This window comes from Flavonifractor hominis (assembly GCF_040095835.1).
GTDB lineage: Bacteria > Bacillota > Clostridia > Oscillospirales > Oscillospiraceae > Flavonifractor > Flavonifractor hominis.
The window spans coordinates 356,738-377,619 of record NZ_JBBMFT010000001.1 but is presented as its reverse complement, the minus strand read 5'-3'; the positions used below and the strand labels follow the sequence as shown (position 1 = coordinate 377,619).

The window sequence follows — 20,882 nt, the reverse complement described above, 5'->3', positions numbered from 1 at the left end:
GTCCTCTCTTATATGATAAGGTTGTCGAATTGGACATGGATGTAATCCACTGGATCCAATTGGCGCAGAGCTCCATGCTCCAGCAGAAACATCCGATCGGAGACCTTCAGTGCTCCATCCAGGTCATGGGTGATCATCAGCATGGAAAATCCGCGACTATTTTGAAGGCCCTTGAGCATCCGCAGAAGGTTTGCCTTGCCTGACGGGTCCAGCATGGAAGTGGGTTCATCGGCGATAAGCAGAGACGGTTCCATGGTCAGTGCCCGGGCAATGGCCACCCGCTGCTTCTGCCCACCGGAGAGCGCATGAATGGGGCGCTCCAGAAAGCTGTCACAAGCGAACAGCCCCACCTCTTCCAGGGCCTGTTCCGCTACCCCGGGGCGGAAGTTTCCGGACAGGCGCATGGGCTCCTCCACCGCCTGCCGGACATTGATATAGGGGTCGAGCGCAGCCTGTGGGTCCTGCAGAACGATCTGCATGCCTCCAATGCGGCGGTGAAGGGAGCACAGGTCTACTGCAACTCCCTGAAAATACACCTGCCCCCCGGCGCAGACAGGCAACAGACCGGCTATGGTCCGGGCCAGAGTAGTTTTGCCCGCTCCGGAGCGGCCCACGATGCTCACGATCTCTCCGCTGTACAGTTCCAGAGAGAGATCCCGCAGCACGTTCTGGCGGCCATAGGCGTGAGAGAGATGGCTGCATGACAGCAGAGTCACAATACCGCCCCGGTTACAAGCCAGCTGCCGGCCGTCGTCCTGGCAGACCAGTTCGGGGACGCGGTGAGCACACTCAGGCAGGCTCTGGGTACAGCGGCCGTAAAAGGGGCAGCCGTCGGCATGGCTGGCATAGGGTACGGTGGTAGGCCGGATACCCCAGATGTCCCGCACCGGATTGAGGCCAATGGCAGACTGGAGCAATCCCCGTGTGTACGGGTGGCAGGGGCGATTTAGAATCGCTCCGGTGGGGCCGGCCTCCTCCACGCGGCCGCCGTAGAGCACCATCATCCGTCCGCTCAAATCGGCAGCCAGTTTCATGTCGTGGGTAATGATGAGAAATGCGGTACCCAGACGCTGGTTGATGGAACGGATCAGCTGGGTAATGGCTTGGCTGGAGGCCAGATCCAGTGCCCCGGTGGGCTCATCCAGCAGCACCAGAGGCGGGTTCAGCGCCAGCGCACATGCCAGCAGAAATTTCTGGGCCATACCGCCGGACAGTTCCCGGGGCAGACGAGACAGATCCGCCGGTTCCAATCCAACCAGTTCCATGAGCTCAGCCATACGGCGCTCCAGCGCCGGACCGGAGAAATCCCGACACAATACCTCTCTGAGCTGTTCATACAGGGGGAGGGAAGGGTTGAGCCATTCCGGCGAGGCCTGAAAGGCAATGGAAAATTCTTTCATACGCAGAGTGCGCAGCTTGCGCTCATCCATGGCCAGCAGATCCTGACCGTTGAGCAGAACCCGTCCACAAACCTGGGCGGACGGGTCGGACAGGCAGGCGATCGCTCGGGCGACCGTGGTCTTTCCGCTGCCAGACTCGCCCACCAGAGCCAGGATCTCTCCCCGGTCCAGCGTGAAGGAGAGGGGATGTACCGTAAAGTCCGGGTATCTTACCGATAATTGATCGACTTGCAGCAGCATGTTATCCCTCCGTGTCCAGCCGTTGTTCCAGCCCGCGGACCAGCAGGCGCAGCAACAGCGTAGACAGAATCAGGGCTCCCGCCGGTGCGGCGAGCCACCAAGTCCAGAATGCAGTCTGATAGATGCCCGGGAACCGAATGGCGCGGGCGATCATCATCCCCCAGGAGCGGGCCAGTGGGTCGGACAAGCCAAGGAAAGCCAGCGAGGACTCCTGCAGGATGGCGCGGCCTACCACCGCCAGCGCACTCACCGCCAACAGCGGCCAGAGGGCGCGGCCCATGTGGGCGCGGATCAAATACCATGGGCTCCCACCATACAGCTGGGCCAGGCGTACATAGTCCGCCCCACGCAGGGAACGGGTCTTTGCCCGCATTTGACGGGCAATGGGAGCCCAGGAGAACGCGGCGATGATCCAGATAATGTTCCAGGTACTCTGTCCCAGAAACGCACCCAGTACGATCATAATGGGCAGCTGTGGGATGGAGAGCAGCACCTGAATGAGAAAGGAGATGACTAAATCAACCCGGCCGCCGGAAAAACCTGCCCAGGTACCAAGGAATCCGCCAACCAGAAAGGAACACAGCGCAGTGGCAAGACCAATGCCCATGCTGCGAAAATAGCCGGCGCTGACCTGGGCGTACACATCCACGCCCAGATTGTCTGTTCCCATCCAGTGCGCGGGGGAGGGGGCCTCCAGTGAAGTTCCGGAGGGCAGTTGGGCATCATGTGGGTATCCCGTCACACCCCAGAGGAAAAATAAGCTCAGCAAGAGCAGTGCCAGGGCAGGCAGCCATTGTCTTTTCATACCGGTTCCTCCTCGCGGTCCAGCCTGCGGTTGACCAGGTCCGCCGCAGCCAGGCTGAGTAGAACCAGCACGGAAGAGAGCAGAAACACGCCCTGGATCATGGGATAATCCCGGTACTGGACCGCCTCCTGCAGCACGGTGCCCAAACCGGGGTAGGAAAACACATTCTCAATGAGCAGGGTACCGCCCACCGCTCCCCCCACACTGAGGAAAAGCTTGGCCACAATGGGGGTGGCCGCGTTGCGCAGGATGTAGCGCAGGCAGATGCGTCCCTCGCCCAGCCCCTTTGCCCGGGCGTTCAGCAGGTATGGCCGGCCGGTAATCTCCAAAAAGCTGGCCCGGGCGGTAAAGTAAAGCCCTGGCGTGAGCACCCCCGTCAGGGCGCACACCGGCATCAGACTGTGCAGCAGCACATCCCCTACCTGTTGCCACAGAGACTGATAGTGGGCAAACGCTGTATAAGCCCCGGACAGCGGGATCCAGTCAGAAGGAGCAGCCACCAGAAACAGCAGCAGAACGCCAATGAGAAACGGAGGGATCTCCGCCAAAAAAGACAGCACAGGGAAGAACACTCGGTCAGCACCGCGGCAACGGATACACCACAAGGCCAGCATCACTCCAAAGACCAGACTGAGGACCAGTGAAGCTCCCATGATCCAGAGGCTCCAGGGCAGCCGCTGACCCAATACATCCGTCACGGGTCGCTTATAGTGGATGCTTTGGCCAAAATCGCCGCGCAAATTGCCTGCCAGAGTCCGCTCCAGCTGTTGGAGCAGGGGCTGGTCCAGCCCGTAATAGGCCCTCAGAATCTCCTTCTGTTCCTGGGAGTAGGCCAGAGCATCGTCCCCTGCCGCCGAGGAGGTATAATCAAACGGGTCGCCGGGCATCAGCCGGGGAATGGCAAAGTTGAGCAGATAAATCACCACGAAGGCACCCAACAGCATCAACAGTTTTCGTTTCATGCGTCCCCTTTCCCGGCCGGGCACGCCGGTCAGCGTGCCATATAGGACAGGCGGTTCTGTTCCGCCTGCTGGTAGGCATAGGTCTTCATCCAGCCGTCATAGTAATCGGTATGATACATGGAATAGGTAGATTGATTGGCGATCACAAACAAAGGGATCTCCTGGCTGACCAATAGTTCCAATTGCTGGAACAGGTCCACCCTCGCATCGAAATCCGTTTCATACATCTGTGCTTCGGCCAGAGCGGTCATCTCATCATTGGTATAGCCGATGGCGCCCATATAATGGGGGCTTGTCCCGGTAAACTTGGCCTTGTCGGAAAAGAGAGTACGCATATAAGTCGGCGGATTGTTGCCCCAGCCGCCGTTGCCCACCAGGGCAAATTCATAGTCCCCCTCATTGACTTTGGCATCCCGGGAAGCGGAGTCCAGCGCCTGAACCGTGACCTCCACACCGGCGGCGGTAAGGCCATTTTTCAGAATCTCCGCTACCGCCAGATCGTCCCCGCTGTCACTGCACAGAAGGGTTACAGAATATCCCTTGCCACCCAGTACGGCTTTGGCCGCCTCCGGGTCATAGGGATACTGGACCACCTGGTCGTTGTAGAACAGGCTCCCGGAGGGAACATAGCCCGCGCTGCCCACGGTTCCGGCTCCGCGGAAGACATTGTCTACCACGCTCTGCCGGTCCAGGGCGGCATAAACGGCCTGACGCAGGGTCAGATCCAGAAAATCCGGGCAGCGCTCATAGTTGATGAGCATCTTATAGCCATAATCGTTGGCCTTCTCCACCAGAGCGATGGTGGGATCGCTGGTATAGGTGTCCATGAGATCCACAGGCAGGGAGGTGATATCGATCTCGCCCCGGTCAAAGGCCAGCAACGGGTCGCTGACCGGCACAAACTGGATCCGCTCGGTGGCCTGTGTGCCGTTGCACCAGCCGTCATAGGCGGTAAATTCATAGCTGCCGGTCGCTCCATCGTACGCTGTGCATGTATACGCTCCGCTGCCCACCAGGTAACCATCGCCGGTGTAAGAATAGGGATCGTCCACATTTTCCCAGATGTGTTTGGGAAGGATCACAAAGCTGCCCAAGCTGGACAGTGTGTCCGCCGTAGCCTCGGACACCGTAATGGTGATGGTGTGTTCATCTGTCACGGTATAGTGGTCCACCAGATAGTCTGAGCCAGTGCCAAGAGAATTGGAGACAGGAGGATACTCCTTATAATAATCCAACGTAAAGGCAACATCTTCCGCCGTGAGAGGCGTTTCATCCTGGAAGCTTGCATTTTCAAAAAGTGTAAAGGTATAATCATTTCCGTCAATCGACCAGGACTGTGCCAGCCATGGCACGTCGCCCTGTTCGTCTTTTTCCAGCAAACTCCCGTACACCAGGCGCATCTTAGCAGTACCGGGACCGCGGGAATTGTGCAGATAGGGGTTTGGGGCACCATAATCTGTACCGCCCTCTAGGCGGAGGGCTTCCACCGTGTAAGGTGTTGCAGCCTGCGGTGTGTCGGAAGCAGTGGGTACAGCGCACCCGGAAAGAGCGCCAAATACAAGTGTGGCCGATAAAAGCATGGCGGCCGGAGTAAGAAAATGTCGTTTCATGGGGTCTCCTTAAACAAATGAGGTAATGTAGACAAAAAAGTTCACCATGTGCGCTAAGCGCACATGGTGAACTTCGGTCCACCTGTTTAAAATGTGCAGGGAAGTAGAGGAAAAGGCTTCGGCCTTCCATAAATTGCTTCAGCAATTCTGACTCAGTATACCAAAAAGGGACGTTCCTGTCAATTCCGTTACTGGATCAATTATTCCAGGCCCAGAGGGATAATGTTGCAGTACTCCTCGACAGAACCATTGCGCTTAAAGCACTCCAGGATCTGCTTACCCACAGGATGAAGCTCCTCCACATCATAGACAGACAGCTCCTTGGCAAAGAAATCGTAAAGGATCTGTGCGCCAGCATCGTAACCTTTGATTCCCAGGGTATCCTGGGTCTCGGGCTGGAGGAACTCATGGGAGATATGCTGGCCGTCCACCTTCATCTCCTTCAGGGCATAGCCCACCAGGGGACACCGTGCGGGGACCAGGCGATCCTTCTTCATGTTTACACCGCCGCGGCGGGCCAGATATTCCCGGGCGATCCACTCTGCGGCAAAACCGACCTTCCACACACCGATGTACTGGTTGGGAATCAGGACATAACGGGTAGCGGGGCAGTTAATGATCTGCTCCAGCAGGAGATTGGCATGCTGAACCCGCTTACCGGTGGCGAACGGCCAGAACGAACCGACACCTTCGCTGGCCAGCGCTCCGCCGCCAGTAATGCTGGGGTTTTTATATCCGCGGGGAGCCACCAGGCGCCACAGCCAAGCCACAGCAGGGGGAACGATATGCATCAATCCCATGATACCGTAGGTGGGATGCTCGGCAGAATTGGGCGGCATACGCACACCAAAGCTGCGTACATCCACATCGACAGAGGACCAAACAATATCATGGATCATCCGGCGCGGGATGATCACGCGGGGGTTGGGGCAGGGCTTGCCGTTAGAGTCCGGGGTATGCTCCCAGGGCAAGCAGGTGGCCCGAGGTACACCCTGAAGATTCAAAAACAGCAGCGGCTCTTTGGAGTGGATCGCGATCTTCTCATACATCGGATCGCACCCATATTCTGTAATACCGTCAACCCGGACAAACCAGCCATCTTCACCATCCGCCAGAGCAAGCTTGCCGTTGTTGCGCTGGAACGAGGGATGGCAGATTGCCATATCGTCGGTAACAGGTTCAATGGTACAGGTGTCACTCATGCTGATGTAGCGTTCTTCATGGGTCTGGGCGTTCACGCCCAACAGAACACGGCCGTCTCCGGCACGCTGTACATCCTGAAGCAGCTCACTTTTACCGCCGCCGGACGCACCTTCGTGCATCATAACAATCTCATTTTCATAAGGCGTGATAATACGGGCAGAGGAGGCATGTGCCGTTACCCACCCTTCCTGCTCACCAATATCCAGCAGCACACTATAGATACCCTTCTTGGCGGAGGGGCCGGGATAAAGATTGTAGGCGAAGATCTCGTGCAGGTCAGGATTGCGCAGGTGTACACATACCTGTTTGCCATCAAAATGAGTGTGGCGGAAGGGGGGGGCCACATAAATCACAGAACGGGGGGTGAAGTGATTGATATGCTTGACCTCTACAAATGCCTGCAACTGGGACAGGGCAAATGCAAAGAATGCAGCGTTCCTGGGGCACAGAAGCACCGAATCATAGCCATACTGGTATCCACCGGCCTTGAACGGCACCAGGATCAGTTCCTGACGAGTGAGCCAACGGAGGGTCTCCGTGCGCAGGTCGTCAAAGGGATAGCCGTAAACATCCTGGAACCGGGGCTTGTCCGTGGGCAGGTCGTCGGCAATACGCATACTGTCAGGATCTCTGCGCCGCATATAATCTTCCGGGAAATTAACTGCAGCACCATTTTTACAACGGACTACGTCCGCTTCTTTAATAATCTTACCATTGATCTCATATTGAACTTCGATGCGATCGGTATATTCGTTGCCGAAAATCAGTTCAAACAGGACTTCTTTGCTTTCCGGAATGATAACACTGGGGCTGTTATAAATGACAGCCTCCACTTCCTTCGGCAGGGAAAATTTTTCAAATAGTACGTTCATGGCCGGGCCTCTCTTTCTCATGCATTATCGTTCCGCCTGTCCACCGTCAGCAGCGAACTGCATGGGCGGGCTGTGCGGCCTGAACACGGCTGCCGGAGCAGGTGCGTACCCGTGGGCGATGTGATAGTTATTATACTAGTGCACCATTGCTTTGTCAACAAGGTAAAACGCAAAATTTGAGTGATACAAACTTTCAACTTGCATTTTTGAAAGAGGTTGGCCATGAAATAAATTTTAAATTTTTTAGCAATATGTAAATTAACATATATATAATGAAGAAAAAAGCATCTGTACAAATAAACAAAATGAATTTTGCTCAGGAGAAAAAATGCAGGATTTCATTCCTTACAATTCGTTTTAAACAACGCTGCCGACGGAATATTATTCCAGTCGGCAGCTGCGTGCACATCCGATTACCGTTCCAAGATACTCTAAAGTATCGTCCGGGTGTATGATGATATCTTTGAAATCCAGATTTGGGGCTACCAGCTTTGTAGTACCACGCCGCCGGCAGAGCCGGCGGACCAGAATCTGTTGATTAAACCGAAACAGTCCGTATTCCTGTGGATGTGGGTAGGTTCGTTTACAGAGCAGGATACTCCCGGCCGGATAGAGCGGCTCCATACTTCCATTGGAGAGCAAGACAGCAAACTCAGCTTCTCGAGCAGCGCGGTCAGTCTCCGGAATCAGCACAGGTCTGAAAAAACATGGATCATCTGTCCATTGATCCGTAACGCCCATATCGGCAGACACATAGCAAAGTGCTCGCCTTACCGGAAAACTTCCGGCCAGATGCATGGGCGGAGCACCCAGCAGAGTGATCATAGACTGGACGGATTGTTTATAGCGCTCGTCTAAACTTCTAAATTCTGTAAGCAACTGGACCTCTTGGCTGGATAAGAATAAAATGCATCCATCCTCTTTACAGGTAGGAATATTGCATTCAACAGGAAGATCATCATCCAAAAGATATTGTATGGGGATCTGGAGCACCCGGGTAATCTTATCCACCGGACCAACGGCCGGGTTTTTCGTTTGCCCGGAGAAAATTTTGTTCAGTGTACCTACAGGGACCCCGGAGCGCTGGGCAATTTCTTCGGTGGTCATATGCCGCAGCTTTTTGATGTAGACCAGTTTTTCGGCAATGGACATACAGGAGCCCTCCCATACAAAATATGCTGACCAAATGTGGTAAAAAACTAGAAAAACAGGTCAAAATAGTCCGTTTATATTGACTTCTTCCTGCGAAGTTATAAGATGATAACAAAAACAGAATTTCTGTTAGGGGGTATGAGGAGGCGCAGTCTTCATATGGAAGTATAGCACTGCTACATGCGAAAAAAAGGAAGAATCTGGTCGTTTTATCAGGAAAACAGCAACTGGGAGATTGAGGAGAGAGTGTGTATGAGACAGAATCACATGATGTACCGCGTGTTCCTGGACAAAGCATCCAGACCGCAGATGTATGGAATACGTGGCAGAAATGGTGTATGTGTAAAACGGATTTCCACTGACTTTTATGAAGTGAACCGTTTGGTGGAATGCTGCAACAGCGCGGGTCTTTCCCCGCTCCACCTTGCCGATGTAGTAGACGATTTTCGACGTTCCTGACCATATAGCCATGTGGTTAGGACTTGACCGATGCCGCAGAATCGAGTAGACTGTAAGCGGCAATCGGCTGACAATATCAACATGCAAAAAGCCACCCGCCGGGTGGCTTTTTACATTCCCAGAAAAGGGGAGAGGTCTGTGAAACAGGTATGCGGCGCTGTAATACACTGGATGAAACATGAAACCGTTTTTTGCATTGCAGCGGTGTGTGCACTCTTATCCATGTTACTCAATCCACCTTCGGCGGCCTACTTGAACTACGTGGATTGGCGGGTTATCTCCCTGTTGTTCTGTCTGATGGCTGTCGTAGCAGGATTCCAAGAATGTGGTGTATTTGCCGTACTGGCGCAGAAACTGCTCTCTGGCGAACGGCGGATGCATTTTGTAGAGCTTTGTCTGGTCCTGCTTCCCTTTTTTGTATCCATGCTGGTCACCAACGACGTAGCACTTATTTCCTTTGTGCCCTTTTCCATTTTGGTGCTTGGCTTGATCGGCCGAAGGGACCGTCTTATTTACATTATTGTACTTCAGACCATTGCAGCAAACCTTGGCAGCATGGCTACCCCCATAGGAAACCCGCAAAACCTTTACCTGTATGCCAATTATGGTCTAACTCCAGGGCAGTTTTTTGGTGTAATGCTGCCGCTGGTATTGGTCAGTCTGGTTGGCCTGACTATCGCCGCTTTGCGGGGAAAGTCGGAGGGAATCAGTGTCTCCTTTCCAGAGCAGGCGCAGCTGCGCCGTCCTGGACGACTCGGTTTGATGGCGGGACTTTTCGCGTTGTGTCTGCTGTCAGTCTTCCGTGTATTCCCTTATCCAGCGCTTTTGGTTGTGGTTCTGGCCGCACTCATTCTGTTTGACCGCACACTGTTTCGGCGTGTGGACTATGGCTTGTTGGCTACCTTTATCTGCTTTTTCCTTTTCGCAGGCAACATTGGAGCTTGCACTCCTCTGCAGCGCGGACTTTCCGCAGTTGTAAGCCAAAATACCGCGCTGGCCTCTTTGCTGACCAGCCAAGTCATCAGTAATGTCCCAGCTGCTGTCCTGCTCTCCGGATTTACAGCCGATTGGCGGGGACTGCTTATCGGTGTCAACGTGGGCGGGTTGGGTACACCCATTGCCTCTTTGGCAAGCCTAATTTCACTTAAAATCTATCTCCGTTCCAGTGGAGCACGGGCAGGGGAGTACTTGATGACATTTACTGTAGCGAACGCTCTGGCATTGGCCATTTTGTGTATCGCTGCCATCCCATTACTGTAAAAGCCATTTTTTGGAATTTTTTAAGCCGGAAATGTTCAGAAAAAGGGCTTGTCAGCCTGTATATGAAATAGTATAATATAATTTACTGTTTTTCGGATACTATCGATGGATATAGAGAGGGTTCGGCATGAATCGTACTTTGGAACACATCTTGCCGCGGGTACAAAAGCCGGCGCGGTATACCGGCGGAGAGTACAACGCTGTGGTCAAGGACCGGCACGCAGTAGACGTGCGCTATGCGCTCTGTTTCCCGGATACGTACGAGATTGGTATGTCCAATCTCGGTATACGCATCCTCTACGGCGTTATGAACGAGATGGAAGGCGTCTGGTGTGAGCGCGTGTTTGCCCCCTGGGGCGACATGGAGGAAGAGATGCGCCGGGAGGGAATTCCGCTTTACGGACTGGAAAGCGGGGATTCCATTGCTGATTTTGACCTGATCGGCTTTTCTCTGGGATATGAAATGGCCTATACCAACGTGCTCAATATGCTGGACCTGGCTGGTCTTCCGCTGCGTGCGGAAGAACGTACCAGTCTTTCTCCCATTGTGGTGGCCGGCGGCACCTGTGCGTTCAATCCCGAGCCATTGGCTCCTTTTGTGGATCTGTTCGTGCTGGGCGAAGGCGAGGATGTCAGTGTGGAAATCATCCAGACCTACCGCAAAGCCAGAGAGGAATGCTGGGACAAAGAGGAGTTTTTACAGGTTGCCGCACAAATTCCCGGTGTCTACGTACCGTCACTGTACGATGTCTCTTATCACGAGGACGGGACCTTGGCTGCCATCACCGCTCGGGAGCCTGCACCGGCAGTGGTAACCAAGCGTATTGTACAGGACTTTGATAAAAGCTATTTCCCGGTCAAGACCATTGTGCCCTCCACAGAGATTGTCCATGACCGGGTGATGTTGGAGCTGTTTCGCGGCTGTATCCGCGGCTGCCGTTTCTGCCAGGCGGGTTATGCCTATCGGCCTGTCCGTGCCCGGGACCCTCAGCGGCTGATCCAGCAGGGAATCGAGGCATGTAAGGATTCCGGATATCAGGAGATGACCCTGTCCAGTCTTTCTACCAGCGACTACCGGCCGTTGGAATCACTGTGTGACGGACTTCTTGAGTGGTGTGAACCCAATAAAGTCTCGCTGTCCCTTCCCTCGCTGCGGGCAGACAATTTTTCTCTGGGACTAATGGAGCGGGTGCAGCATGTACGCAAGTCCGGCCTCACCTTTGCACCGGAGGCCGGAACTCAGCGCCTACGGGATGCGATCAACAAAAATGTGACGGAAGAAGATCTGCTGCGCTCCTGCCGGACTGCGTTTTCCGGCGGTTGGAGCAGTGTGAAGCTTTATTTCATGCTCGGTCTGCCCACTGAAACGGATGAAGACGTGCTGGGAATTGCGGACCTGGCAGAAAAGGTCTATCAAACCTGGCGGGAGTGTACGCCCAACCCCAAGCGTGGTGTAACGATCACCGTGTCCACAGCCTGCTTTGTCCCCAAGCCGCACACCGCTTTCCAGTGGGAGCCGCAGGTGGCAATGGAGGAGTATAAGCGTCGGGTAAAATTGCTGCGGGAACACATGCGCGGCCGTTCCATTCGTTATAGCTGGCATGACCCGGAGACCAGTTTTCTGGAAGCGGTATTCTCCAGAGGGGACCGCCGTATAGCCGAGGTACTGGAGACAGCCTGGCATCACGGGGCGAAATTTGACTCCTGGAGCGAATACTTTGATTTTGATCGCTGGATGGCGGCGTTTGCCGAGTGCGGTCTGGATCCGGCGTTTTACGCCAATCGCACCCGTGACAAAGACGAGGTACTTCCTTGGAGTGTAACCTCTACCGGTGTGTCTCGCGCTTTCCTTTGGCGTGAGCGGGAACGTGCCTATCAGGCCGTAATTACCCCTGACTGCCGGAAACAGTGTACCGGCTGCGGTGCGGATAAGCTCTATCCAGGAGGAACATGTGATGCATAGATTGGCGTTTTGCAAAGCGGATACCGCTAAATTTATTTCTCACCTGGATCTAATGCGCACCTTTCAGCGCTCTTTTCTCCGGGCCGGGATCCCGATCAAGCATACGGAAGGTTTTAATCCACACGCTTTTGTATCCATCCCTTTACCGTTGTCAGTCGGCTTTTCCAGCGGGTGTGAGGTGTTGGAGTGTCAGGTTCTGAATACTCCTCTGGAAGAGGTTCCAGACCGAATGAATGCAGTACTTCCGGCGGGAATCACGGTCAAACGTTGTTATGAAGCTGTGCGTCCAGCCAAGGAACTTTGCTATGTCAATTACATCGTCACTCTGGAATATGAGGCTGGCGCCCCTTTTGGTGCAGAAAGCGCCATTCAGGAACTGCTGGGACGCGAACATCTTGTCATGGCTAAGCGGAGCAAAAAGGCCAAGAGCGGTCAAGTAGAAGTAGATCTGATTCCGTTGATTGCCAAAGCTACTGTGGAAGAGCGTAGAGACACCATTGCACTGGATTTGATTCTCAAAGCGCAGAATCCTGGTCTCAATCCAGAGTTGATTGTCTCTGCCATCCGGCAGCATTGTCCCGATGCAGCACCGGACTACGCAATATATCACCGTCGGGCTGTGTTGGATAAAAATTATGAGATTTGGGAATAAAAAGAGACCCGCCGAAGGCGGGTCTCTTTTTATTCAAAGTCAATTGGGTCTACCGGATGCAGCTTGCGGTATTCTTTCGTCCAGTGGGAAACCTTAAAGATGGTCCACAGATCGGATACTCCTTCAAAAATCAACACTGCGCCAATCAACATGGCCAGTGCTTCTGCTGCCAAGAAGGGCCGAAATACCACAATCAGTCCCAACGCTACCGAACAAAGTGAAAGCACTAGAGGGATCGTCCAACGCTGATAGAAAAGTCCACGCAATTCAATGGCACGCTTGAGGTTGATCAGGCCATCCACCAGTACAAACAGACCCACAATCATCGGCAGAACAGAAGCCGCAACTGCCGGCCGGATAAGAAACAGCAGTCCTATCGCAGCCGCCACAATACCAAGAAACAGCTCCAACACAAAGTTGCCCTGACGGCTGTCCCGCAGGAAGAAGCTGATGACTGTTACCAGGCCGTAAATGAGCAGGATCGTACCAAAGAATAAACAGATTACCGTAATGCTCGTATCCGGCCAGAGCAAAAGGAACAGCCCCAGCACAATGTAAAGTATCGCAGCCAGGATGAAGCTGATCTTCATATTGCGCAGGAATTCTTTCATAACGCAACCACCTTTCTTGACGGGCTCAGTATATACCACCAGGTGAAAAATGTCACTAGACAGAACACCGAGAACGTCAAACCAGAGGAGCGGGATCCATCACTGTGCAGCCTTTTTCGCCTCAGTCTTACTGAGGAAGCGATCGTTCTGGATGATAAACCGTTCATGCACACCCTTGCCAATGGGGCCTGCCTCATCAAAGGCAGTTACAGCAAAGGTGAGTTTGCGGCCTTCCACAGCGGTAAGTTCTGCCTCAGCCCAGACCCGCATACCAATGGGAGTCGCCGCATCATGACTGACATCCAGATGGGTCCCTACGGTGCCCTGCCCCTCCTCCAGACCAGCCTGGACAGCATCAACAGCTGCCCCTTCCATCAAGGCAATCATCTGAGGCGTGGCAAATACGGGCAGCAGTCCACTGCCTACAGCTGCAGCAGTTGTCTCCTGCGTAACCACACACTCGGCTCGTCCTTTGCTTCCAACGGTAATTGACATGATATTGCTCCTTTCAACCGGGAAATTGGTCCCATTTTACAACAAGTCAAGCGGAAAGGCAAGAGTCACACTCTTGCCAAACCGCAGTGTGTTTTTTATAATAGGCAAAAGGAAAGGAGCGCTCTGCCATGTTTGATTGGACACAGATCAGCCACTACCGGGAAAACAACCGTCTGGAGGCCAAACTGGCTACCGGCGGCCTGCCTAAAAGTATCTGGGAAACCTATTCGGCTTTCGCCAACTCGTACGGCGGAATTATTCTGCTCGGTGTAGAGGAACTGCCGGACCACACCCTGCGGGTACAGGGGTTGTTGGATCCCTGGGAATTGGTAGAGGAGTTCAATACCATGCGTAGGGATCCCAAAGTGGTTAGTGCGGACCTGCTGCAGGAAGAAGATGTGCAGGTAGTTCATACCGAAGATGGAGACATAGTGATTATTACAGTCCCTCCGGCGGAGCAAGACCAACTTCCGGTATACATCGGTGGAGATATGGTCCGTGGATCCTACCGGCGCAGTGGGGACGGGGACTACCACTGTACCCGCGCCGAACTCAATGCTATGTTGGCCGGTCGTTCTCATTGAACTGGATCAGAACACGTTTTTCAGGGTCAGCTGCTCTGCTTCGCTGAGCAGGCTGATCTGAGTGAGCAGCCTGGCGTTGGCCGCAGAATATTCCCCGCTTTCCCGGCAGGTAAGATATTGTTCCACCTCACAAAAGGACGCATAGATCTGGTCGGTGTCGGAATGGCGGAGCAATACGTGCAGATATACGTCCCGCGCCTTCCAAGTCTGAAGCGCCTGCTCTGTCAACTCCAGCGCCCGGGGCCAGTCTTCTGCCTCGGCCAGGCGTTGCGCCTGCTCCAAAAGAGAATTCAATTCTCCGGTAAAACCGCGCAGATAAGCGGTGTTGCACAGTGTGGCACCAAATACCGCCCCCAGCAGAAGCACTGCGACCCACAGCCGTTTCATCAGCTCTCCTCCTTTGCCGCTAAATAGACCTGATTTTGTTCGTCTACCGTCAGCAGAAATACATCTTCTGTACGTTTGATGTTGTGCTGTTTCAGCTGCCGGTCCAGCCAGATATCATCCAGCCCCCGATGATGCAGGTTGCGGGTGAGAACCCGACCATCGTTGATGATCACAGTAGGAAGTCCGGGGTCTTTGGGGTGCATCTGCATCTGTTGAGCCGTAACCGGCTGTTGTGCAGCAAAGGGAAGCACCGAGATCTGACCATTGGTCTCCAGAATGGCATACTTGACAGTGGAAATATCTGTAATTCCCTTCATGCGCAGTTCTTCCATTAGTTCATCCACTGTAAATCGATTTTTTTGCATTTCCCGCTGACGGAGGATCCCATTTTCCACGATAATGCTGGGCCGGCCGCAGACTACAGCGCGAAAACGGACGCTCTTCATCGTTAATACTGACAATGCCATGGTGATACACAGCAGTGTGAGTATAGGGATGATACCTGTAAGCAGTGGAATTCCAAAATCCTGCATGGGTACTGCAGCCAGATCTGCAATGAGCAGGGCCAATACCAGCTCAGATGGTTCCAATTCTCCCACTTGTCGCTTGCCCATCAGGCGGATGCCGGCAATGATAAAGACATAGAGAAGGATCGTGCGCAGAAACGCAATGACCATGAAAGGACCTCCTGAGCGTCGGATTTATCTCTCAGTATGACCACGCAAAGCGTGGATATACCTCACACAGTCAAAAAGGAGAACCACACATGAAGAAAAAAACGATCATAACTGGCGTTGCTTTGGGCACCGGAGTCCTGCTGCTGTGCCTGGGGCTCGATGCACGTTTGACCGTACGTACCTATCGTATAGAGAGTGATAAGGTAACCGATCCGGTACGTTTGGCGGTGCTGACCGATCTGCATGCCTGCAAATACGGCCCGGGGCAGCGTAACCTGCTGGAGGCAGTAGCAAAGCAGACACCGGACGTCGTGCTGTTATGCGGGGATATTGTAGACGATGATCCTGCCATGCCGGAAGAACGGGCTCTGGACACGGTAGAAGCCCTGGCCCACAGATGGCCGACCTACTATGTGACCGGCAATCATGAGATCTGGACCGGACGTTCAGACGAAGTCAAGCAGGCACTTCGAACCCGTGGCGCAGTCGTGTTGGAAGGGGAGAGCGTGAATGTGACTGCTGGAGGGCAGGTCTTTACGATTGCCGGGATCGACGATCCTTCCATTGGAGAAGTGGCCTGGCAAACGCAGTTGGATGCCGTAGAGGGAAGCACCGGTAAAGGCTTCTTTTCCGTCCTGCTGACCCACCGGCCGGAGCGAGTAGGAACCTATGCGCAGACAGAATTTGACTTGATCCTGGCAGGTCATGCCCATGGTGGCCAGTGGCGCGTGCCCGGTCTTATCAATGGAGTTCTGGCCCCCAACCAGGGGCTCTTTCCTTCGTATGCGGGCGGGATGTATACACTTGGAGACCAAGGTCCTGTTTTGATCGTCAGCCGCGGCCTCGCCCGAGAAAGTACTCGCATCCCTCGGCTGTTTAACCGGCCCGAAATTGTGATTGTAGACGTGGAGCCTGCAAAAAAATAATTAGTACATCTTTCTATTTTTTAGACTTTTGGAGGTCGTTACCGGAGAAAAGCGGCACATTTTGGTTCTTTTTTGTACAAAACGACATTTTTAAAAAATTGAAGAAAAAAAGGTTGCCAGCACGCCCGATTTCGGTTACAATTGAACGGATATATAGGAACGAAAGGCGTGATAAAAAAGATGAAGGCGACCTTGATCCTGGAAAATGGCATGACGTTTGAAGGGCAGAGCATTGGCTCCACCAAAGATCGTGTATGCGAGATGGTGTTCAACACCTCTATGACTGGATACCAGGAGATCCTGACCGACCCCTCCTATGCAGGACAGGGGATCGTAATGTGCTATCCCCTCATTGGAAATTATGGTGTTAATCACGAGGACAATGAATCGTCCCGTCCTTGGGCGGAGGCGTTTATCGTGCGTCATATGACCCGGCGTGGCAGCAATTTCCGCTGCGAAGGCGGGTTGGATTCCTATTTGAAAGAATATGATATTACCGGGATTGAAGGCGTGGATACCCGTGCCTTGACCCGTATACTCCGCAGTCAGGGGACCATGAATGGTATGATCACCTGTGCGGAGCATTTTTATGTGGATGAGTGTCTGGAGCGGATTCACGCCTACCGGGTAGAGGGCACCGTAGAGCGAGTGACCCGCAAACAGGTAGAGATTTATCCTGCCCTGAACGACCAGCAGTTCCGGGTGGCCCTGATGGATTACGGCGTGAAAGAGAATATGATCCGCTGCCTGCAAAAACGCGGATGTGAAGTGACGGTCTATCCCGCCCACACCCCGGCAGAAACCATTCTCACCGGTGGATTTGATGGTGTCATGCTCTCCAATGGTCCGGGCGACCCGGCAGACAATCAGGCTATCATCGCCGAGGTGCGCAAGCTCTATGACTCCGACCTGCCGCTGTTTGCCGTGTGCCTGGGACATCAGCTGCTGGCACTGGCCACCGGAGCCGAGACCCGGAAGATGCGTTTTGGACACCGGGGCGGCAACCACCCTGTGAAGGATCTGGAACACGGCCGGGCCTATATCACCAGCCAGAACCACGGCTATGTGGTCACCGCGGAGAGTGTGGACCCCGCTGTGGCGGAGATTTCCCACGTAAACGTCAATGAGGGCAGTGTGGAGGGGCTGAAGTATAAGCGCCCCAACTGCTTTACGGTTCAATTCCACCCGGAGGCCGCCCCTGGTCCCATGGATACGGAATATCTGTTTGACCGCTTTGTTGAAAACATGAAGGGAGGACGGACCCATGCCTAAGAATCCGCAGATTAAGAAAGTACTGGTACTGGGCTCCGGTCCCATCGTCATCGGCCAGGCAGCCGAGTTCGACTACGCCGGGACCCAGGCCTGCCGTGCCCTGAAGGAAGAGGGCGTGGAGGTGGTACTGGTCAACTCCAACCCCGCCACCATCATGACCGACAAGGACATCGCCGACCATGTGTATATCGAGCCGCTGAATCTGGCCAGTGTGGAGCAGGTTATTGCCAAGGAACGTCCTGACTCTATTCTGCCCACTCTGGGCGGCCAGACCGGCCTGAATCTGGCCATGAATCTGTATGAGCAGGGTATCCTGCAGAAGTACGGTGTACGCCTGTTGGGCACCAGCCCGGAATCTATCCGCAAGGCCGAGGATCGTCAGGGCTTTAAGGACGCTATGGAGGCCATTGGCCAGCCCTGCGTTACCAGTGACGTGGTGGAGAGCGTGGAGGATGCGGTGGCTTTTGCCGGGCGCATCGGGTATCCCGTCATTGTCCGCCCGGCCTATACTCTGGGCGGCACCGGCGGCGGCATCGCATACGATGAACTCTCCCTGCGGGAGATCGCCGACCGCGGCATCCACCTCTCCCGTGTGGGGCAGGTGCTGATCGAGCGGTGCATCTCCGGCTGGAAGGAGATCGAGTTCGAGGTTATGCGTGACTCCGCGGGCAACGTCATTCAGATCTGCTCCATGGAGAACATCGATCCTGTGGGTGTCCACACCGGCGACTCCATCGTTGTGGCTCCCACCCAGACTCTGGCCAACAAGGAATACCAGATGCTCCGTTCGGCTTCTCTGGAGATTATCTCTGCACTGGAGATCGAGGGCGGGTGCAACGTACAGCTGGCCCTGAACCCGGACTCCTTCGAGTACGCGGTTATCGAGGTCAACCCCCGTGTCAGCCGTTCCTCCGCTCTGGCTTCCAAGGCCACCGGTTACCCCATTGCCAAGGTGGCTGCCAAGGTGGCTCTGGGCTACACTCTGGATGAAATCCCCAATGCTGTGACCGGGAAGACCACCGCTTGCTTTGAGCCTACTCTGGACTACTGTGTGCTCAAGATCCCCCGCCTGCCTTTCGATAAGTTCACCACTGCCAGTCGTACGCTCGGCACCCAGATGAAAGCCACTGGTGAGGTCATGGCCATCGGCAATTCTTTTGAGGGTGCACTGATGAAGGCCATCCGCTCCCTGGAGCTGCCTGTAAAGTCTCTTCGCCTGCCCGGCCTGGACCAGCTGTACACCGAGGAGATCGAGGACCGGCTGGTAAACATCGACGACCAGCGTCTGTTTGTCGTGGCTGAGGCTCTGCGCCGCGGTTTCTCTCCTGAGAAGATCAACAAGATCACCAAGTATGATCTTTGGTTCCTGGACCGTTTCCACAACATCGTAACTATGGAAGATACCCTTGAGCGCGGGCATCTGGATGCCGATACTTTGCGTCAGGCCAAAGAAATGGGCTTCTCCGATGCCTGGATCGCCGCGCTCTCCGGAAAGAAGCGGGACGAGATCAAGGCTCTGCGTGAGTCTTTCGGTATTCGTCCGGCATTTAAAATGGTGGATACCTGCGCGGCTGAGTTCGAAGCTCAGACTCCCTATTATTACTCCACTTATGACGCAGAGAACGAAGCCGGTCAGCCGCTGTCCCTTCCGGAGGAAGGAGATTATGCTCCCGGCATTCCGGCCGCACCCTATCTGGCCGCCAATACGGCCCAGCCTCATCGGACCGCTCCGGTAACCGAAAAGAAGAAAGTTCTGGTGTTGGGTTCCGGCCCCATCCGCATTGGTCAGGGCATTGAGTTCGATTACTGTTCGGTTCACTCTGTCTGGGCATTTAAACGCCTGGGGTATGAGACCATCATCATCAACAACAACCCGGAGACCGTTTCCACCGACTTCGATGTGGCGGACAAGCTGTACTTTGAGCCTCTGACGCCCGAGGACGTAGAAGCTGTAGTGGAGCAGGAAAAGCCCTGGGGCGCTGTCGTTCAGTTCGGTGGTCAGACCGCCATCAAACTGGCCCAGGCTCTCACCGATATGGGTGTACCTATCCTTGGTACTCCTGCCGACGGCGTGGATGCTGCTGAGGACCGGGAACGTTTTGACGAGATTCTTAACCAGTGTGGGATTCCCCGCGCGGCTGGTCGTACGGTGTTTACCACTGAACAGGCCCTTGCCGCTGCCCATGAGGTGGGCTACCCGGTGCTAGTGCGTCCGTCCTACGTGCTGGGCGGACAGGGCATGGAGATTGCCTACAACGATCGCAATATCATCGAGTTCATGCGCATCATCAACCAGGTGGAGCAGGAGCATCCCATTCTGGTAGATAAATATCTGATGGGCCGTGAGGTGGAAGTAGACGGCGTTTTCGACGGGGAAGACGTGCTCATCCCCGGCATCATGGAGCACATCGAGCGCGCTGGCGTCCATTCCGGCGACAGTATTTCGGTCTATCCGCCCATCCACATCCCGGATAAACACAAGCAGACCATCTTGAAATACACCTACGACCTGTCCAAAGCTCTTGGAGTAGTGGGTCTGGTCAACATCCAGTTCGTGATTTATGAGGATACGGTGTACGTCATTGAGGTGAATCCCCGCTCTTCTCGTACCATTCCTTATATCTCCAAGGTCACCGGCGTGCCTGTTATCGATCTGGCCACAAAGGTCATGCTGGGTCAGAAGCTGAAGGATCTGGGCTACGGCACGGGAATCTATCCGGAAGCACACTATTATGCGGTAAAGATGCCGGTGTTCTCTTTTGAAAAGCTCACCGACGTAGATACCGGCCTTGGCCCGGAGATGAAGTCCACCGGCGAGTGCCTGGGACTGGCCGAGTCGTTCCCTCAGGCGCTGCTCAAGGCCTTTAAGGGCGCCAATATGAAAGCCCCCAAGAAGGGCGGACGCATTATCGTTACCGTCCGGGACGAAGATAAGGCTGAGATTGTTGCGATCGCCAAAGGGTTTGCAGATATGGGGATTGAAATTTTGGCCACCAGCGGCACCTGCAAGGTCCTCAACGAGGCCGGAATACCGGCCCGGTGGGTAGCCCGTGTTTCTGAGGCTCATCCCAACATTCAGGATATGATCGCCTCTGGCACAGTGGATCTGGTGATCAATACACCTACCCGTGGTCGTCGTCACGATACCGACGGCTTTAAGATTCGCCGCTCTACAGTGGAACACAGTGTGGCTTGTATCACAGCCATTGATACCGCCAAAGCCATGCTCACAGTCCGCACCGAAGGGCGCAGCGCTGATCTGCATCCGCTGGACATCACCACAATTTGATTCACTTGATACGAAAAAGCCGCAGGATATCTGTCCTGCGGCTTTTTTACACTCATATGGTAT

18 protein-coding genes are annotated in these 20,882 nt (G+C 54.4%); 8 read left to right on the top strand and 10 right to left on the bottom strand.

Translation table 11 applies throughout. The annotated features are described in order from the left end of the window. Positions 1 to 8: 8 nt before the first annotated feature. The 6 genes from WMO45_RS01935 to WMO45_RS01910 form a co-directional block, all read right to left on the bottom strand. Positions 9 to 1,640 carry an ABC transporter ATP-binding protein gene (locus tag WMO45_RS01935; protein ID WP_349138966.1) on the bottom strand — a complete coding sequence of 544 codons (1,632 nt, stop codon included), beginning with the start codon at positions 1,638 to 1,640 and terminating at the stop codon, positions 9 to 11. 1 nt (position 1,641) lies between these two features. Beyond that, entirely contained in the window at positions 1,642 to 2,445 is an 804-nt protein-coding gene (locus WMO45_RS01930; protein ID WP_349138965.1) for an ABC transporter permease, read from the bottom strand. Beyond that, positions 2,442 to 3,407: an ABC transporter permease gene (locus tag WMO45_RS01925; protein WP_349138964.1), complete on the bottom strand. Its 966-nt coding sequence runs from the start codon at positions 3,405 to 3,407 to the stop codon at positions 2,442 to 2,444. Before WMO45_RS01925 ends, WMO45_RS01930 begins: the two co-directional genes overlap by 4 nt. A 29-nt stretch (positions 3,408 to 3,436) precedes the next feature. Then, positions 3,437 to 5,017 (bottom strand): ABC transporter substrate-binding protein, encoded by a 1,581-nt coding sequence (locus WMO45_RS01920; protein WP_349138963.1) that lies wholly within the window; start codon positions 5,015 to 5,017, stop codon positions 3,437 to 3,439. A gap of 200 nt (positions 5,018 to 5,217) precedes the next feature. Beyond that, positions 5,218 to 7,092: a DUF4914 family protein gene (locus WMO45_RS01915; RefSeq protein ID WP_349138961.1), complete on the bottom strand. Its 1,875-nt coding sequence runs from the start codon at positions 7,090 to 7,092 to the stop codon at positions 5,218 to 5,220. Between the two features lie 381 nt (positions 7,093 to 7,473). Further along, a complete protein-coding gene (locus WMO45_RS01910; protein ID WP_349138960.1) occupies positions 7,474 to 8,244 on the bottom strand; it encodes an XRE family transcriptional regulator in 771 nt (256 codons plus the stop codon). A 180-nt stretch (positions 8,245 to 8,424) separates the two neighbouring features. Between WMO45_RS01910 and WMO45_RS01905 the strand changes: the two genes are divergently transcribed. The 4 genes from WMO45_RS01905 to WMO45_RS01890 all read left to right on the top strand — a co-directional run bounded on the left by WMO45_RS01905 (position 8,425) and on the right by WMO45_RS01890 (position 12,578). Next, positions 8,425 to 8,703, top strand: a complete 279-nt coding sequence (locus tag WMO45_RS01905) for a DUF6514 family protein (protein ID WP_349138959.1) — start codon at positions 8,425 to 8,427, stop codon at positions 8,701 to 8,703. 138 nt (positions 8,704 to 8,841) lie between these two features. Next, a complete protein-coding gene (locus WMO45_RS01900) occupies positions 8,842 to 9,963 on the top strand; it encodes an SLC13 family permease (RefSeq protein WP_349138958.1) in 1,122 nt (373 codons plus the stop codon). A gap of 127 nt (positions 9,964 to 10,090) precedes the next feature. Beyond that, on the top strand, positions 10,091 to 11,926 hold the full coding sequence (locus WMO45_RS01895) for a TIGR03960 family B12-binding radical SAM protein (protein ID WP_349138957.1): 1,836 nt from the start codon (positions 10,091 to 10,093) through the stop codon (positions 11,924 to 11,926). After that, positions 11,919 to 12,578, top strand: a complete 660-nt coding sequence (locus WMO45_RS01890; protein ID WP_349138956.1) for a TIGR03936 family radical SAM-associated protein — start codon at positions 11,919 to 11,921, stop codon at positions 12,576 to 12,578. Before WMO45_RS01895 ends, WMO45_RS01890 begins: the two co-directional genes overlap by 8 nt. 29 nt (positions 12,579 to 12,607) lie before the next feature. On the opposite strand, the gene WMO45_RS01885 is transcribed toward WMO45_RS01890, so the two are convergent. Both WMO45_RS01885 and WMO45_RS01880 read right to left on the bottom strand, forming a co-directional pair. After that, positions 12,608 to 13,189, bottom strand: a complete 582-nt coding sequence (locus WMO45_RS01885) for an HdeD family acid-resistance protein (protein ID WP_349138955.1) — start codon at positions 13,187 to 13,189, stop codon at positions 12,608 to 12,610. Between the two features lie 99 nt (positions 13,190 to 13,288). Next, positions 13,289 to 13,684 carry a thioesterase family protein gene (locus WMO45_RS01880; RefSeq protein WP_349138954.1) on the bottom strand — a complete coding sequence of 132 codons (396 nt, stop codon included), beginning with the start codon at positions 13,682 to 13,684 and terminating at the stop codon, positions 13,289 to 13,291. Positions 13,685 to 13,812: 128 nt separating this feature from the next. Here WMO45_RS01880 and WMO45_RS01875 point away from each other — a divergent pair, with 128 nt between their 5' ends. Further along, positions 13,813 to 14,268 carry an AlbA family DNA-binding domain-containing protein gene (locus WMO45_RS01875; RefSeq protein ID WP_349138953.1) on the top strand — a complete coding sequence of 152 codons (456 nt, stop codon included), beginning with the start codon at positions 13,813 to 13,815 and terminating at the stop codon, positions 14,266 to 14,268. Positions 14,269 to 14,274: 6 nt separating this feature from the next. On the opposite strand, the gene WMO45_RS01870 is transcribed toward WMO45_RS01875, so the two are convergent. Then, positions 14,275 to 14,655, bottom strand: a complete 381-nt coding sequence (locus WMO45_RS01870) for a DUF4363 family protein (protein WP_349138952.1) — start codon at positions 14,653 to 14,655, stop codon at positions 14,275 to 14,277. Beyond that, the gene (locus WMO45_RS01865) at positions 14,655 to 15,332 is read right to left on the bottom strand and encodes a DUF421 domain-containing protein (RefSeq protein WP_349138951.1); all 678 of its coding nucleotides are present in this window, start codon (positions 15,330 to 15,332) and stop codon (positions 14,655 to 14,657) included. Before WMO45_RS01865 ends, WMO45_RS01870 begins: the two co-directional genes overlap by 1 nt. 89 nt (positions 15,333 to 15,421) lie before the next feature. On the opposite strand from WMO45_RS01865, the gene WMO45_RS01860 reads away from it, so the two are divergent. From WMO45_RS01860 to carB, 3 genes are all read left to right on the top strand, one after another. After that, positions 15,422 to 16,258: a metallophosphoesterase gene (locus tag WMO45_RS01860; protein WP_349138950.1), complete on the top strand. Its 837-nt coding sequence runs from the start codon at positions 15,422 to 15,424 to the stop codon at positions 16,256 to 16,258. Positions 16,259 to 16,438: 180 nt separating this feature from the next. Then, the gene (locus WMO45_RS01855) at positions 16,439 to 17,530 is read left to right on the top strand and encodes a carbamoyl phosphate synthase small subunit (protein ID WP_349138949.1); all 1,092 of its coding nucleotides are present in this window, start codon (positions 16,439 to 16,441) and stop codon (positions 17,528 to 17,530) included. Beyond that, positions 17,523 to 20,819, top strand: coding sequence for a carbamoyl-phosphate synthase large subunit (gene carB, locus WMO45_RS01850; protein ID WP_349138948.1), 3,297 nt, complete (start codon positions 17,523 to 17,525; stop codon positions 20,817 to 20,819). Before WMO45_RS01855 ends, carB begins: the two co-directional genes overlap by 8 nt. Positions 20,820 to 20,882 lie beyond the last annotated feature (63 nt).